The following is a 14,969-nucleotide window of genomic DNA, read 5'->3' as shown; positions in this document are numbered from 1 at the left end:
CAACAAAGCTCTTTTTATAAACGATTTGAATTGGCATCCACAACTTCAAACGTCTGGCATACTAGAATCAAATCCGGCCTGAATGTCATCCCGTATTGTTTTAATTCCCATGTAAAGAATTTTTCATGTTCTGTGTACCAATAATTATAAGTCAAGTCTCCCTCTCCTTCTGATAAAGCAAAAGCTTCTGATACTTCATTCATTGGTACTTCTTCAACCGCCGTATACTTAATGATTGCAACTGGAAACTCATCACCATTTAACACAATATCATATTGCCCAACGGTTGGCATCACTTCATTTTCAAGGTCGTAAACCACTTTAGCTGCACATGTTCCCGTTTTTTTACCAGCAAGAACTAAATCTGCTAATTCATCCCCCATTTTCTTGCTTCCATCTCCAAACATCCAGTAATCTGGCACTTGTAGATTTAAATTATGTTCACTTGCATATTTTAGCCAGTAATTCTCAATTTCCCGGTTCAAAGCAAACACTCCCTTTTTAAAAGTTTAAAGGGCTGCTAGGTAAACCTAACAACCCTCTATGCAAAATAATTTCTTATTTTCTACCGCTAATCTGGCGGTACCTAGCTTCCTTAAACAAATAAAAGTATTTCATTTCTGCTTTTTTTACTTCAAATTCAAGTCTCGGATCATAGCCAAAGCTTCGATCTAACAGTTCTCGTTCTTTTTGCCATTTTTCCTGTGTGACTTCAATTAGTTCGAGCAGATATTCATCATAACTTTTGTGAAGCTTGCCAATCCGCGTTTTTCTTTTCCGTTTGGCATGTCGCTTGTTGCCACTGTGCGTTCTGCTTCTAGATTCCATCGTCAATCACCTCTATTGTCCGTTAAACTTCCCGTCTACCTTCAAGAGCCTTGGATAGTGTCACTTCATCTGCATATTCTAAATCGCCCCCAACTGGTAAACCATGGGCAATACGCGTTACTTTAATTCCGCTTGGTTTCACAAGACGTGAAATATACATCGCAGTCGCTTCTCCTTCAACATTAGGATTCGTAGCGAGAATCACTTCTTCGACTTCTTCATTTTGAAGCCGCTTGATCAAATCAGCAATATTAATATCTTCCGGGCCCACTCCATCCATTGGCGAAATCGTACCATGCAAAACATGATAAAGTCCATTATAGTCTCGCATTTTTTCCATCGCAATCACATCGCGCGGCTCTTCAACCACACAAATGACGCTCCGGTCGCGACTCGTATCCGAACAGATATAGCACGGATCTTGGTCCGTAATGTGTCCACAAACAGAACAAAATGTTAAGTTTCGTTTGGCATCAACAAGTGCCTTTGCGAAGTTAAGGACATCATCTTCTTTCATGTCCAAAACAAAAAAAGCTAAGCGTGCCGCGGATTTTGGACCAATCCCTGGAAGCTTCATAAAACTATCAATTAATTTTGTTATCGGTTCAGGGTAATGCATCTGCATCGCTCACTTTCAAAAAAGCAGGCAGGACGAGCTTTGTCCTGCCGCCGTAAACTTATAGCCCAGGAATGTTCATTCCTTGCGTGAATTTGCCCATTTTTTGTGAAGTCGTTTCTTCGAGTTGCTTAAGCGCATCGTTTGTTGCCGCAAGAACTAAATCTTGTAGCATTTCTACGTCTTCAGGATCAACCACTTCTTCTTTAATAACCACATCAAGCACTTCGCGTTTCCCGCTTACTTTAACGGAAACCATTTCGCCTCCAGCTGTTCCAGTGAACTCAGAAGCCTCTAATTCCGCTTGTGCTTTCGCCATTTCTTTTTGCATTTTCTGCATTTGTTTCATCATACCTTGCATATTACCCATTCCACGCATAAAATATTCTCCTCTTCTAAAAAAATTTATTCTTTTACTTCAAGTAAGTCATCACCGACTAGTTTCGCTGCTTCGGCTACAAACTGATCTTCTGAATTTGTGTCAGCCCCGCTCGCGTTTTCCGCAGACGCACCCTCGCCATCCATTTCCTCGCTGCCATTATTATGCAGCTTGATGAAATTTTCGCGGACATCATGCCACTGATCTTCTGGGATACCAATAAAATGATAATTAGCCTGCGTCAGCCTTGAAATGCTTGTTTCGACCGTTTCGACAAACGAAGCATTTTCCATGGCCATCTGACAGTGAATCTCATGCTTAAATTTTAACACAAAAGTATCGTCCGAAGCAGCTACGGGTTCTGCTTCATTTAAAAGTGCCGCCTGCGAAGCGATCAACATGGATAACAATTCGCTCCACACACTTCGAATCATCTGTAAATCTTTTTTCTTTGCCACGCCAAGCACATGATTAATCTTGCCTACTGGCGCTTTAAAGCCCTTGCTGCTATTCATCGCCGCTTTTTTCGGACGGCTCGCTTTTTCACTTGAAGAAGTTTCACTTGCTTTTACGCCGTTTTTCTTTAGCTCATCCACTTCACGGCGAAGCGCACTCAGTTCAGTTTGGAGTTTCTGAACTTCTTCATTCGAAATTCCCGCTCCAGATTCCCCGCTTGAGTCACTAGTAATAGCGCCTTTCGTTTGCGTAAGTTGAACCACAGCCACCTCGACATAGATTCCCGGATGATTGGAAAAACGCATTTGTTGTTGCGCCTTGTTCAGCAAATCGACGCACTCGTAAATTCGAACAGAATTCGCTTCTGATGCAAGTTCTTGGAAGGCTTCGTCCGCCACAGCTCGCTCAAGTGATTCCTCGAGTTGCGGCGCCTTTTGATAAAGTAAAATATCTCGGAAGAAAACGAGTAGATCCTCTACCAGCCGAACTGGGTCTTTGCCTTCTGCAAGTAGCGCTGATAAATTTCGGATTGCTTGCTCGGCATCGCATTCCATAACACTTTTAACGAGTTCCGTAAGCAAGTTTTGCGAAACAGAACCAGTAATTTCAAGCGCATCTGTTACGCTTACTTCCTCAGAACCATAGGAAATGACTTGGTCGAGCAAACTAAGTGCATCCCGCATGCCGCCCTCAGCCGCCCGCGCAATAATGGCGAGCGCTTTTTCATCAAACGGAATTTTTTCTTCGTTTAAAATATAAGCCATTCGTTCCGTAATATCTTGTGTGGTGATTCGTTTAAAATCAAAACGCTGCACCCGAGAAATAATGGTGAGCGGTAACTTATGTGGTTCTGTTGTAGCCAATATGAAAATCACATGTTTAGGAGGTTCTTCAAGCGTCTTAAGTAGCGCATTAAAGGCTCCTGTTGAAAGCATGTGCACTTCGTCAATAATATATATCTTATACTTAGAAACCGTGGGGGCGTATTTTACTTTTTCGCGAATATCACGAATTTCTTCGACGCCATTGTTACTCGCTGCATCAATTTCGAGGACATCGGGATTTGAGCCTTCTGTAATCGACTTACACGTTTCGCACTCGTTGCAGGGCTCCCCATTGACCGGGTTTTCACAGTTAATTGCTTTGGCAAAAATCTTGGCTGCACTCGTTTTCCCTGTTCCACGGGGTCCACTGAACAAATAGGCATGCGACGTTTTATTTTGGGTAATTGCATTTTGCAGTGTACGCGTCACATGGCTTTGTCCGACAACATCATCAAACGACTGTGGCCGAAACACACGATATAATGCTTGATATGCCATCTTCCACTCTCCCTCTCGATCTTAGTAGTACTATTATAGCTTACTTCCCTTCGTTTGATAAGGAGAAACTTCTACTAAGTGACAAAAAAGCACGCACTAAATTGACTAGTGAATGCTTTCCCTTTTAAAAATCAGTTCCCCGGCTTCACTTCTTGCTCTGAAGCTTTCTTTTTCGCTTTACTTTCATTAATCACAGACATTTCAATAGCTTTTAGTAAATTACGCACACGTCTTTTCCGAAAGAAACCAAACATAAAGCCTACGATCGCATTATTCATCTTGCGCATCGTTTTATCAGCTGCAATTTTTTCAGTATAAGTTGCTTCACAAGTATTTTCACTTGTCGCCGTAATCGTGTAAGTTGTGGTATGTGTATTAGAAAGCGTTTCTGTTGTGAACTGATAGACTTCATCCGGCACAACTTCACTGATGGTCGTTGTCGTTCTCATGCCATTTGACATTGTCCGCTGATAAGAAAAGCCTTGCAGTTGGCGAACTTGTTTCGTTTTTCCCGTTGACTTTTTTATATCATAAATAACTGAATGAATAATGGCTGTAAAACACTCTTTTTGGGAAATATAGAGCTTTTGTGAAACCTTCATTTTTTATCCCCTCCTTGCCCTTTTTTATTTTTAAGACCTTTAAAAACATATATCGCTCCGATTACAACAATAACAAGCCCTGTAACCATCATCGGCATGCTTGCTGCACCGTTTTTTCCAAAAGAAGGACTAAACATGACGATCATCAGTCCGATACAAACTACAAACAGACTATTTGCTAATTTCATCTAACAATCCCTACCGTTTCTTGAAAAGTTTTTGAAGATTTTTTGTACATCTGACTTTTACTTACGAGATTGCAATTTAAAAGTCACTATAAAAATCATCGGAAAAACCTTCTCTTTTCTTATTTTAACGTTAAGCTTATCACCTTGCAATATCAAATCCAGTAGGTGAACATACCTTTACTGATTTAAAATGCAATTTTCATGCCAAGTATTCCGCAGAAAAGTCGCGCACAGGCCCTAGATAGAGCTTTTATTTTACACACGCAAAATGATAAGTGTGTATCCAGCTACACGAACCGGTGATTGTGCTATAATACAAGTAGAATTGAGGTGATTCAATTGGCATTAAAGTCAGATATGCCAGAGGAAAGCAGAAACAGCAAAGTAATCAAACGTGATACTTTTTCGATCGTCTTTCCAGATGATCCAAAACCTGATCAAACTGCTGAATCCGAAGCAAAAAAATCTACTGAATCGAAAAATTCCGAAACGAAATAAACAATTTGAAGTAGAAATCGAGTAAAGCATGGCTTTTCTTGATTTCTACTTTTTTGAATTGGGATGGTGACAAATTTAACCAGCCGCTCTTTCTCGTTTCTTGCTTAAGACGGCTGTTTTTTCTCTTCTGCCATATATTTATAAACGGTATTTCTACTTACTTCACAGCGCCGTGCAATTTCGATAACGGAGTGGCCTTGTTTACTTAACAACTGAATTTTCCGCACCAGCTTCGGTGAAATATTAGGCCGACCTAGCGTTTTCCCCCGCCTTTTCGCAGAAGCAATGCCCGCACGAGTTCTTTCACGGATCATTTCCACTTCCATTTCAGAAATTGCAGCGATAATGGTGAAATAAAAACGGCCAAGCGGCGTGTCTGTATTTAAATTTTCCTGCAAGCTAACTAATGTTACTTGTTTTTCTTGGAGTTTTGAAGATAGTGTGATTAACTGCTTGGTTGTGCGCGCTAATCGATCAAGCTTCCAGATGACGAGTGTGTCACCTGGCTTGATGCGTCTCATCAAATTGCTCAATGCTTTCCTCTTTTCTTTTCGTCCAGATTCTTTCTCAACAACGATAACATCACAACCATACTTCTTTAAAGCATCCTCTTGCAAAAAAACTTTTTGTTCATCTGTTGATACTCTGACGTAACCATATATTATGCCCAAAATAATTCCTCCTTACAAAGTCCACCTCTTAAGTATATAAATATGGCGAATTTGTGACAACTACCCTCGGCAACATTTCTTTTTTTATCCTAGAAAGATTTACTTTCAAAAATTTTTACGGTAAAGTTTAGTTGTTGTTTTAATGAGCGTTTTTTGATCTTCAAAAATTTTTAGATCCATCATCTTCAAAAAGTCTGATTTTTCTAAGCGAAAATCGGTTTTTTAATTCGGTTCAAGGCTTCCATATTGATTGTTTAAAAAACGCTCGATTTCTGAACAATAAAGCCGAAAGAAAGGAAGCGCTTGGAATGCTTTTAGATACTTTGCTTGCTCAGCAAGATTGGCATAAGCCTTTTTGGAAAATGCTTTACTTCCGTGCCAATGAAGTTTGCTATAGTATGGCTCAGCCTTCTGTCGATCAAGTTTTAATCGTAAAAGAAGGAGAACTGCTTGTACAAGTTCAAAGCGGCACAGACAAAATGATCAGCACGGCCCTTCTAAATGAAGGAAATGTCGTTAATATCGAATCTCTAATCGAAAACTCATCAAACGGTAAACTGGAATACTTACTTCCGTATCAAGTAGTTGCTCTTAACGATGCTGAAATCATTCAAATCGATAAAGAATTTCTCTTATCGCATTTACACCTTGATCCGCATAATTACCACCGAACGTTTGAAAAAATCATTACTCAGTTTATCGCGACTTCCTTTGCCACACAAATCGCCGATCGACCTCTAGCTATCAGAATAGCGTGGACCTTATTTCAGATAGCAGGCAAAGCTGGGAAATCTTTAGAAAATGGCTCGTCCATTCTTCTGCCATCTTATGTTACATCTGAATTGATTGCTCAATTGGCGCAAGAAAAAGAAAAAGAAGTTAACTCAACTTTGCAGACATTCCATTTAACCGGGATATTCACACAACTAAAACCACTAATTTTAAATTTCCATCGGTTACAAACCTACTTAGACAATGAGCTTCCTTTTAAAACGAGTGGAGCCACGAAGCCATTTTCAATTTTTTAGGCTGACTAGATTCCAAGTAGTCAAATTTATTGTTGCGCAGTAACTCATTTTCTTGCAAAAAAAGCAAAGACTAGGGAACAAATTCGCTCAAAAAGCGCTTGCCTTAGTCTCTGCTTTTTTATTTTCAAAGTGCTAACTCTTCGCTCAGCACTTTGGCTACATCTGCAATTAGCTGATCGTTATACTGCGCATCTTCCCGGTCCATTTTGGAAAAGACAGCCCAAACCAGTGGTAATCCGTTGCTATTTTCTTTAAAAATAATGGCAATGTCGTTTCGCGTTCCATAAGAGCCTGCGCCCGTTTTGTCACCTACGATATAGCCTTCTGGAACCCCTGCTCGAATAAGTTTATCTCCTGTTGTATTGTCAACCAGAGTTTGTTTAAAGTAACTTAGCGCCTGTGGATCTAGGCATTTAGGGCTTGTCAATCGCTGTAAATCCGTTCCAAACGCTTCGGGAGTCGTTGTATCACGTAAGTCTCCCGGAACCGCTGAGTTCAAATCTGTCTCATAGCGAGAGGAAATCGTTGTATGGTCCCCAATCAATCGCAATTCTTCTTGGAATTTCTTCGTACCACCGATTTCATCAAGTAATAAATTTCCCGCCGTATTATCACTATATGCTACCGCTGCATGAATAATCGCTTTAAGCGTCATGCCCTTATCCACAAATTTTTCTGTAATCGGCGAATAATCAACTAAATCTTCCTTCGAAAAAAAGATCTTTTTTTGCAGTTCTTCTTCCGTACGATTCTTCAAAAGCAAGCCACTAATAATCGCTTTATACGTTGATGTATAGGCAAATCTTTCTTGCGCATTATACTTAACTTTTTCGTTTCCGTTTGCCGCGTACACACCCAGTTTTGCGTGATATTTATTTTCTAGAACCTCCAGTCTTTCATTCACCGAATTTGTTTGCGGAGTCGCTTCCGCTTTTAGTTCCTTCTCTGAACTCCGATTTTCGCTAATTTCCCAGGCTGCAATACTGAATACCAAGACGCTTAAAACCAAAACGCCCCATCTCATAATCGTTTTTTGCTTCATAAAAACCATTTCCCCCATTCAGATTGATAAACTTCATTATACATAGCGAAAACCAAGAAACCTTTAAGGATCCTTAAAAATTCCATTTACTCTTCATTCTTCTACTGTTTACCCTACATGTTTCCTATAAAACTTAGCGGGAATACTACTATTAATTATGAAAATTTATAGTTGAGGAGGATGTATCCTTGGAAAACGAATCTAAAAAAATATCCATCAAACTGATTATCAACATCGTGCTCATTGTACTGATTATCTTATTTATGGTTTTTAACCGTCAACACGTGACCGTCCACTTTTTATTTGGGCAGATGTCCGTCCCATTATTCATGGTCATTGCAATTTCTGCTGTTTTGGGATGGCTAGCAGGTTTTATTATTCCTAAAATCCGTTCAAAATCTAAAAAAAGAAATGGATAGTTGTGAATGAAAAAATATAGATCACTATGTTTAGATAAAGTATTCTTTAAATAGCCATTTTAACTTTTAGTAGAGCCCCAGCCTAACAGGGGATCTACTTTTTTAATCTCTATGCCCATTAAGCAAAAAAGCATCGCAGAACAACAAAAATTCACAATTCAGTCACACAAAACACCTATTTACTTTCTTTAAGAAGACCATTATCCAAATTCCTATACTAAAATGTTATTTACACGCGTGTTAACCATAAGAATTTCTTTCGTTATGATCCACTATGAAAAACATAACTGTTATTACTAGTTAATTAAATGTCCGTTTTCTAGACAGTACACTTTTGCCTATACATCATTATTTAAAACTCCGACATTCCTTGAGAAAACCGGGTTTTTTTATTTGGAATATTCCGTATTATTATTGTTCAGAAAACGGACATTTTCTGAACAAAGTTTTTACGAGTGAAAGGAATATCCATATGTTTTATGAAACTACTGAGTTCAAAGAGTGGCGTTCTATCTTTTGGAATGCCACTCGCTACGAAGCCGGACAAACCTGCTATAAAAGCAGCAACACAGCAAAAGATGACAAAATTCTACTCATTCGTCAAGGTGTTCTACTCGTTCAAGTACCCGATCAAAAAGGGGAAAAAAGTAATGTAGAGATTCTTGTTGAAGGAGATCTTCTGAACCTTGAAACGCTTGTTGATCATCCCACCATCTGGAAAATTCCTAACTTCATTCAATATCAAGTAGTCGCGCTTAGTCCCGTGGTCATTTATGAAATTGAAAAAGAATTTTTATTGTCTCACTTGTATCTAGAACCTCGAAAATATCACCATCTATTTGAACGTAGCATTATACATTTGATTCATATTTCCTTTTCTAATTTCATTTCCATAAAAAACACACAGTTAAAGGTGGCTTGGGCATTATTTCGGATCATAGGAAAAGTGGGTAAGGCTTCTGAGCAAGATCAAGCACTTATTTTTATTCCCTCTTTCGTGACGCAAACGTTTATTGCTCAACTTTCCAATTCAGGCAAGGCTCGTACGAATGAGGCAATCAAAGAACTTTTAGAATTAGGAATCGTAGCCCACTGGAAACCAAAATGTCGACTCATTCACTTAGAAAATTTAACGCAATATTTAAGGCAAGAAATAGCAAGACGCAACTAGACAATAAGTCTCAACGTATTTTTTCGAATACCACTCTAAGTTTTCTTTATCATTTCAATTCATAAAGGAGGATTCCATTGAAAAAGAACCAAATTCACTTTACCATTTTTTCACTCATTCTAGTTTTAATTATTAGCTTGGTGTTCCCATTTGGTGGGCCAACTAAAACACAAGTAGATGCTAGTACGAAAAAGAACGTGAAACCAGCTATTGAAAACACGATTACTGAGGTAACAGATCCGAAGCTATTGGATCGCTTTAATCATCTTCAATTTGGGAAAGGATACTGGCAACCTGTAACTTCTGACAATCAAAGACCGCTGCGTACTGTGTTTGAACAAACTGAAGTAGATGAAAAGGGCTATTTCTCATATTATACTGGAACAAAATACGGAAGAGTTACGCAAAATCAAACTTCTTCCCGTAAAACTATTGAATTTTTAGTTGATGGCATGATGGGGTCTCCAAATGGATCATCCTATGTGGTGGGTGCGATTCAAACTATCCGTACAATAAAAGGACATCGTTACCAACTTTCTTATCAAGGGCTGTCTAGTGAAATTAACAAAGAAGCGGCTAATAAGCGACTGGTCAACCCTCAAATCCCCTTTGAAAACAGCCCTATTGGCTCAATTAGTAGAGGTGGGAGAACCCTTGTTGATCTTTATTTGTCTAAAACAATAGACAACAAACCAGATTTTCGAGAAGCAGATGCTGAATCAAACTTACTCAAAACTATGTCTTTCACTGGAACAGGGGAAGAAGTGACTATTTTAGTCGGCGCAATGCCAGATATGCAGGGAATTTCAAGTGTTTCTTACAGCCATTTAGCTGTCCTTGATCTCGACCAAGGCATTGAAGAAGTACGGACGGGTGTGGATGGTTTATTTACAGATGATACGCACTCGAAACTCCGTTTACCAATCGTTCAAGAAGATCTGGATGCGGTTCAGGATCAAATTGATTTAGATCTCATTTTAGATCCGCTCGTCAAAGATTTTTATCAAAAAGAACTGGATAAGGCCCAAGCGCTTCTTGACGCTGTGGACCCTACGATTCAATTGAGGCACTCGTGGATAATCCAAAAGATGAACACAGCTACACGCTGATCGGGAAATCCTATCCAGACGCTTTAATTCGCTTTGAAGGCGTGGCAACGATTCCCAACCCAACGATGCCAAGCGACAATCCGCGTGTGCAAGCTTCTTACCATGTTCGCACAGATGCCCAAGGGAACTTCCGGATGGCACTTCCGAAAGGAAAGTTCTTTCATGCCGGCGAAGTTGTGACGGGAACGAGTATGATTCACGGGAAAACTGCGACCACACAAGTAACCGTGCAAGATGTTGTGGCGCCAAAAGCACCTACATTAAGTCCAATCCGAGACCAAGATGAAGCCTTTACCGGGCAAGCCGAAGTGGGCACTACGGTGTCCATTTTAGATGCAAAACAAAAAGAAGTGGCAAAAGCGAAAACCGGCACCAATGGTCAATTTTCTGTAGCCATCCCCGCCGACAAGCAGCCACTCACGCCTTATGTGGATTATGTAGCAGTTGCGACAGATGACGCAGGGAACAAGAGCCCGATTTCGAATAAGCAAACGGTACAAGATACAACACCGCCGGAAGCGAAAGCCGTGAAACACACATTCCGGCAAGGAGAAGCTCCGCCAAAAGATCCAAGTCATCTTCTGCAGGATATCTATGACAACGCAGGCGTGGAGCCAGATAACTTAACCGTGACTTACGAAACCAAACCCGATTTCACCCAGTCAGGTTCGCAAGTGGTGACAGTGAAGCTGGAGGATAAAGCCGGCAATCGTACGCTAATCCGCGTTCCAGTCGAAATCATTGCTCGCGAAAACGGCGCCGGAAGCAACACAGGAAGCGGGAACCCGACTGCAGGAACCGGGAATTCGCAGCACATCGGTGGTTTTTCGCTACCGAGCACGGGCGACCGGGGGATGCCTTGGACAGTGGCTTTAGGAGCCTTCCTTCTTTTGGCTACTTCGACTGTATTCATTTTCCGACGAAAAAAACAAAGTTAACTAATAAAAAAGCAGAAATCCCCGTAAAGTCGCATAATAAGGCTCTACAGGGATTTCTGCTTTTTCTGTTTAGTTATCTTTAATCGAAAAAATCACCATGCGCTTGGAATCATCCACACGCACATTTACTTTCTTATTTAGCTTATCTTGGAATAACTTTGTGATATCAAGAAAATCATCGTAACTTGCGATATCACTTTTTTTGTAACCTTGCAAAATCGTCGGCTTGATTCTCGTCACATACTCATCCGTTGAAGTGGTTTCTGGATCATATCGGTAGATTTCTTTCCCCGTCTTGTTGTGGAAAGAATAAACTGCATATCGATCCTTCTTCGTTCGAAAAACGTCTTCTTGGGTCACGTAAGCATTATCTGCCACACGATAATCTAGTTTCCCAGCAAAACTTTTATCCGCAGATGGTTTATTTAACTCAAATTGATTATAAGCAATTCGGAAGAAATACTCGAGATTATAATAGCTATTTACTCGGAAATAAAGATGTTTATTATCTTTCTTCTTGTCGAGCCCAATATCTGTTGATGAAATCGGGAATACATCATATAATTTCCCATCCATTTCATAAGCGACATCATAGTTATCCAACACCTCTTGTCGCTGGAATACACCAAAAATAACTCCTAGAGTTAAGAGTACAGCAGCAAGTACAACTAAAATACTTGTTATTACTATAGTTCTTTTCTTCTTTAAGCGCTGCATAAACTTCATCCTCAACTTCAAAATTCAAATCTATTTCCTATTTTAACAGTTTTAGCGAACAAATTCACTAACTTAAATCAAAAAAAGGATACTTATAATCACATAAGCACCCTTTTTTAATAAACTTATTTTTACACTTGCTTCAAAATAAAATGTTTTCGTCAACTTTTAAAGGCTCCAACTCTATCGAGAAAAAGCAAAGTCAAAGTTTCTTCTTGTTATTTTTTCTCTTTAAATCCTTGATCTTTCAACATTTTTTCTGATTTTTTCATGCTGATACCGTTTTTAGCATCGCCTTCTATCATCATGCCGGAAATGCCAGAGACTTTATCCAAATCCACTTTTTCATAGTCGATTGCAACCGTTTCACTCACTGCATCGTCCCCATAAGTGATGTTTTCCTTCAAGCCTTTGATTCCTTGATACTGCTTAACAGTTGGTTGTAACTTTTCCTTCGCTTGATCTTTTGTTGTTACCCCCATGGCAGAATAAGGAATTTTATTTTTGCTCGTTTGTTTAAGCACTTTATCGCCTTTGTATGTATAAGTGACTTCCATCGTCGCTCCGTTTTGTTCTAATTCAAATGTTTTGGTTTTAGCCTCCTCACCACAAGCAACAACAGTTAAAGCTAAAACAAATACCAATACAAGACTAAGCCCTCTTTTTAAAAATTTCATAATATCCCCCTTATTATTTTTTACAAATATAGTATAAAAGATAAAAAATAAAATAGCGAATATTATTTTTGTGTTTTTCTTCACATTCATACAATTAAACCGTTGGTAAATAGCTTAAAACCAATGCTTTATATTAATTTTTTTACAAACAAAAAAATCTTCTCTATTAAGAGAAGATTTAAGTAAATTCATATTTAACGCCGTGCACCTCAATTCGACATACATCCACCTGCGCTTCTTTGATCGTTAGCTCAGATCAGGCTACCTCGCGGCACATAGAAGAACACTGCTTAATGCTGCTTCCTTCCGGACCTGACATGGTTCACAGGCTTCCATTGCGCAAGACCAAATCGTCAACACCACGTGTCAAAGGCTGACCAAACAGATATAGGCCTCAGTTGAGGACTTCAACCCCGCTAGAGCGGATTGCGGGTTACAGGGCGCCGCTATCTCCCCGTCTAGCACGGCAAATTTGCTACCATAATTTAGGAATCCTTACCAAAAGGACTCAACTAATAGTGTATCTTTTTTAGTACAAAAACACAAGTAAAATCTCTATTTAATTTTCAGCCTGCTAAATACACGCTGACAAGCGTCGCAGCAATAGTTCCAAGCAAGCAAATTCCAATCAAAATCAAGGCTATCCAAACAATTTTTCGGTTCATAAGCTACAACCTCATTTCTAAATTTACTTACCTATCCCCAAAAGCCGCGACAAGTAAACACCTTTAATTTTCATTTAACCATTCAATGATTCGCCGATTGCTTGTCATCAGCGCTTCTGCGGCTTCCACAAAAACTGCATGCCAAGCTAAATAGCGTTCATGCCGCTTGGAATCCGGGAAAAACCGTGCTGCGATTTCTGGTTCACCGTCCAGTTTAAAACCTTGGATTTTCTGAAAGGCTTCGAGCGCGATAATGGCTGCACCAAGACTTGAGCCTTCAACGGTATACGGCACGCGAACTTCATGCCCAAATACATCTGCCAGAAGCTGACACCAAATTTCTTGCCGAGCAATCCCGCCCGTTACGTACAAAACATCACCTTCCGCTTGAATTTCTTGGTAAACACTGTATAAGTTTAACGTGACGCCTTCAATCACTGCGCGAACCATATGCGCGCGCGTGTGACTTTCCGTTAAGCCTAAAAACGCACCCCGAATGTCATCCGTCCAGTACGGTGCTCGTTCCCCTAAAAGATACGGTAAAAACAGCAATCCTTCAGCACCAAGAGGAATTTCTCCCGCTTGCGCCATTAATTTTTCATAGTCGCGCTCATTTCGAATCGCACGCGGTGCAAGCTGTTCAAGCGCCCATTCAACAATTTTTCCGCCATTATTCACAGCGCCGCCACGCACAAAAAATCCGTCCGTCAACCGGTAGCAAAAAGTTCTGCCATGCTCATCTGGCAAGAAAGAATGCCCGATTTTTCGAACCGCTCCGCTCGTTCCAACGGTCACCGTAACATCTGATTCCCCAAGTGCTTGAATACCAAGGTTTGCAAGTGAACCATCATTTGCGCCCACTACAAACGGCGTATCCGCATCAAGATGCAACTTCTCTTGCGACGCTTCCGAAAGCCCTGTAAGCTGCTCACTTTCTACGACGACCTCTGGAAGCTTGCTTTCTGGGATACCCGCTAATTCAAGTGCCATTTGCTCCCACTTCATCGTGACAGGATTAAATAAACCTGAGCCAGATGCAAGTGAGGCATCAATCACCCACTTTCCAAAAAAACGATATAATACATAGCTCTTAATCCCACAAATTCGTTTAGCTTGCTTTAATTTTTCTGGTTCTGTTTCCTGTAGCCAACACAATTTCGCAAACGGGCTCATCGCATGAATCGGCGTCCCCGTTCTTTGATAAAGTTCCTCTAGATCAAATTTTTGTTTCATTCGATTAAGCGCGCTTGAGCTTCTTCCGTCAGCCCACGTGATACATTTCGTAAGCGGTGTTCCCGTTTCATCCACCAGAATCAAACTGTGCATTGCCGCACTGAATGAGACCGCCAAAATTTCATCTTTATTTACCTTACTTTCTAACATAACGCCTCGAATGGCCCCACAAACAGCTTCAAAAACTTGTTCCGGATCGAGTTCCGCTTTCCCGCGCGTATCCGTTTTCATTTGATAAGAAATCGCATGTCGGTGAACCACCTTTCCCTGTTCCGTAAAAAGAACCGCTTTCGTACTAGATGTGCCAATATCGACGCCCATTACAAATTCCTTCATGTCTCATCCCTCGTTTCTGGCACCATTATACCAAAAAAGGAGCTTTTGCATCGAGATAAACTCACTGCAAAAGC

General features: G+C 40.2%; 18 protein-coding genes and 1 other RNA gene. 6 read left to right on the top strand and 13 right to left on the bottom strand.

The annotated features are described in order from the left end of the window. Positions 1–14: 14 nt before the first annotated feature. The 7 genes from UR08_RS10875 to UR08_RS10845 form a co-directional block, all read right to left on the bottom strand. Complete coding sequence (locus UR08_RS10875) at positions 15–485, bottom strand: ASCH domain-containing protein (RefSeq protein WP_240616078.1); 471 nt, start codon at positions 483–485, stop codon at positions 15–17. Positions 486–558: 73 nt separating this feature from the next. Further along, positions 559–828 carry a YaaL family protein gene (locus UR08_RS10870; RefSeq protein WP_115753650.1) on the bottom strand — a complete coding sequence of 90 codons (270 nt, stop codon included), beginning with the start codon at positions 826–828 and terminating at the stop codon, positions 559–561. Between the two features lie 22 nt (positions 829–850). Further along, on the bottom strand, positions 851–1,447 hold the full coding sequence (gene recR, locus UR08_RS10865) for a recombination mediator RecR (RefSeq protein ID WP_036074400.1): 597 nt from the start codon (positions 1,445–1,447) through the stop codon (positions 851–853). 58 nt (positions 1,448–1,505) lie between these two features. Next, entirely contained in the window at positions 1,506–1,823 is a 318-nt protein-coding gene (locus UR08_RS10860; protein ID WP_115753649.1) for a YbaB/EbfC family nucleoid-associated protein, read from the bottom strand. 26 nt (positions 1,824–1,849) lie between these two features. Then, positions 1,850–3,601, bottom strand: a complete 1,752-nt coding sequence (gene dnaX / locus UR08_RS10855) for a DNA polymerase III subunit gamma/tau (RefSeq protein ID WP_115753648.1) — start codon at positions 3,599–3,601, stop codon at positions 1,850–1,852. A 131-nt stretch (positions 3,602–3,732) separates the two neighbouring features. Then, positions 3,733–4,203 carry a DUF3284 domain-containing protein gene (locus UR08_RS10850; protein WP_115753647.1) on the bottom strand — a complete coding sequence of 157 codons (471 nt, stop codon included), beginning with the start codon at positions 4,201–4,203 and terminating at the stop codon, positions 3,733–3,735. Continuing rightward, positions 4,200–4,391 carry a DUF3188 domain-containing protein gene (locus UR08_RS10845; protein ID WP_115753646.1) on the bottom strand — a complete coding sequence of 64 codons (192 nt, stop codon included), beginning with the start codon at positions 4,389–4,391 and terminating at the stop codon, positions 4,200–4,202. The genes UR08_RS10850 and UR08_RS10845 overlap by 4 nt, the downstream gene beginning before the upstream one ends. 339 nt (positions 4,392–4,730) lie before the next feature. Here UR08_RS10845 and UR08_RS13040 point away from each other — a divergent pair, with 339 nt between their 5' ends. Next, entirely contained in the window at positions 4,731–4,889 is a 159-nt protein-coding gene (locus UR08_RS13040; RefSeq protein ID WP_165849989.1) for a hypothetical protein, read from the top strand. A 104-nt stretch (positions 4,890–4,993) separates the two neighbouring features. On the opposite strand, the gene UR08_RS10840 is transcribed toward UR08_RS13040, so the two are convergent. Beyond that, the gene (locus UR08_RS10840; RefSeq protein WP_122865679.1) at positions 4,994–5,560 is read right to left on the bottom strand and encodes a recombinase family protein; all 567 of its coding nucleotides are present in this window, start codon (positions 5,558–5,560) and stop codon (positions 4,994–4,996) included. Positions 5,561–5,868: 308 nt separating this feature from the next. Here UR08_RS10840 and UR08_RS10835 point away from each other — a divergent pair, with 308 nt between their 5' ends. Continuing rightward, complete coding sequence (locus UR08_RS10835) at positions 5,869–6,588, top strand: cyclic nucleotide-binding domain-containing protein (RefSeq protein ID WP_115753644.1); 720 nt, start codon at positions 5,869–5,871, stop codon at positions 6,586–6,588. A 124-nt stretch (positions 6,589–6,712) separates the two neighbouring features. Here UR08_RS10835 and bla read toward each other — a convergent pair whose 3' ends face one another. Then, positions 6,713–7,630, bottom strand: coding sequence for a class A beta-lactamase (gene bla / locus UR08_RS10830; RefSeq protein WP_165849988.1), 918 nt, complete (start codon positions 7,628–7,630; stop codon positions 6,713–6,715). A gap of 188 nt (positions 7,631–7,818) precedes the next feature. Between bla and UR08_RS10825 the strand changes: the two genes are divergently transcribed. The 4 genes from UR08_RS10825 to UR08_RS10810 all read left to right on the top strand — a co-directional run bounded on the left by UR08_RS10825 (position 7,819) and on the right by UR08_RS10810 (position 11,267). Continuing rightward, positions 7,819–8,049, top strand: a complete 231-nt coding sequence (locus UR08_RS10825; protein WP_115753642.1) for a lipopolysaccharide assembly protein LapA domain-containing protein — start codon at positions 7,819–7,821, stop codon at positions 8,047–8,049. A gap of 472 nt (positions 8,050–8,521) precedes the next feature. Continuing rightward, a complete protein-coding gene (locus UR08_RS10820; RefSeq protein WP_115753641.1) occupies positions 8,522–9,220 on the top strand; it encodes a cyclic nucleotide-binding domain-containing protein in 699 nt (232 codons plus the stop codon). Between the two features lie 77 nt (positions 9,221–9,297). Continuing rightward, the gene (locus UR08_RS10815) at positions 9,298–10,329 is read left to right on the top strand and encodes a toxin Cry1Ac domain D-VI-related protein (protein WP_115753640.1); all 1,032 of its coding nucleotides are present in this window, start codon (positions 9,298–9,300) and stop codon (positions 10,327–10,329) included. Then, the gene (locus UR08_RS10810; protein WP_115753639.1) at positions 10,293–11,267 is read left to right on the top strand and encodes an Ig-like domain-containing protein; all 975 of its coding nucleotides are present in this window, start codon (positions 10,293–10,295) and stop codon (positions 11,265–11,267) included. The genes UR08_RS10815 and UR08_RS10810 overlap by 37 nt, the downstream gene beginning before the upstream one ends. Before the next feature lie 69 nt (positions 11,268–11,336). On the opposite strand, the gene UR08_RS10805 is transcribed toward UR08_RS10810, so the two are convergent. From UR08_RS10805 to UR08_RS10790, 4 genes are all read right to left on the bottom strand, one after another. Then, complete coding sequence (locus UR08_RS10805; protein WP_115753638.1) at positions 11,337–11,984, bottom strand: hypothetical protein; 648 nt, start codon at positions 11,982–11,984, stop codon at positions 11,337–11,339. 218 nt (positions 11,985–12,202) lie between these two features. Then, the gene (locus UR08_RS10800) at positions 12,203–12,661 is read right to left on the bottom strand and encodes a YehR family lipoprotein (RefSeq protein ID WP_165849987.1); all 459 of its coding nucleotides are present in this window, start codon (positions 12,659–12,661) and stop codon (positions 12,203–12,205) included. Between the two features lie 200 nt (positions 12,662–12,861). Next, an RNA gene (gene ffs, locus UR08_RS10795) (signal recognition particle sRNA large type) lies at positions 12,862–13,128 on the bottom strand. 261 nt (positions 13,129–13,389) lie between these two features. Continuing rightward, positions 13,390–14,895 carry a gluconokinase gene (locus tag UR08_RS10790; RefSeq protein WP_115753636.1) on the bottom strand — a complete coding sequence of 502 codons (1,506 nt, stop codon included), beginning with the start codon at positions 14,893–14,895 and terminating at the stop codon, positions 13,390–13,392. Positions 14,896–14,969 lie beyond the last annotated feature (74 nt).

Origin of the sequence: Listeria kieliensis (assembly GCF_003369925.1) — a bacterium.
GTDB classification, from domain to species: domain Bacteria; phylum Bacillota; class Bacilli; order Lactobacillales; family Listeriaceae; genus Listeria; species Listeria kieliensis_A.
This window is presented reverse-complemented; position numbering and strand designations above follow the sequence as displayed.

Bases quoted from the DNA above. Each gene is read 5' to 3' on its own strand.
- UR08_RS10845 (WP_115753646.1), bottom strand. From the start codon at position 4,391: ATGAAATTAGCAAATAGTCTGTTTGTAGTTTGTATCGGACTGATGATC.
- dnaX (WP_115753648.1), bottom strand. From the start codon at position 3,601: ATGGCATATCAAGCATTATATCGTGTGTTTCGGCCACAGTCGTTTGAT.
- UR08_RS10860 (WP_115753649.1), bottom strand. From the start codon at position 1,823: ATGCGTGGAATGGGTAATATGCAAGGTATGATGAAACAAATGCAGAAA.
- UR08_RS10835 (WP_115753644.1), top strand. From the start codon at position 5,869: ATGCTTTTAGATACTTTGCTTGCTCAGCAAGATTGGCATAAGCCTTTT.
- recR (WP_036074400.1), bottom strand. From the start codon at position 1,447: ATGCATTACCCTGAACCGATAACAAAATTAATTGATAGTTTTATGAAG.
- UR08_RS10790 (WP_115753636.1), bottom strand. From the start codon at position 14,895: ATGAAGGAATTTGTAATGGGCGTCGATATTGGCACATCTAGTACGAAA.
- UR08_RS10800 (WP_165849987.1), bottom strand. From the start codon at position 12,661: ATGAAATTTTTAAAAAGAGGGCTTAGTCTTGTATTGGTATTTGTTTTA.
- UR08_RS10820 (WP_115753641.1), top strand. From the start codon at position 8,522: ATGTTTTATGAAACTACTGAGTTCAAAGAGTGGCGTTCTATCTTTTGG.
- UR08_RS10805 (WP_115753638.1), bottom strand. From the start codon at position 11,984: ATGCAGCGCTTAAAGAAGAAAAGAACTATAGTAATAACAAGTATTTTA.
- bla (WP_165849988.1), bottom strand. From the start codon at position 7,630: ATGAAGCAAAAAACGATTATGAGATGGGGCGTTTTGGTTTTAAGCGTC.
- UR08_RS10850 (WP_115753647.1), bottom strand. From the start codon at position 4,203: ATGAAGGTTTCACAAAAGCTCTATATTTCCCAAAAAGAGTGTTTTACA.
- UR08_RS10870 (WP_115753650.1), bottom strand. From the start codon at position 828: ATGGAATCTAGAAGCAGAACGCACAGTGGCAACAAGCGACATGCCAAA.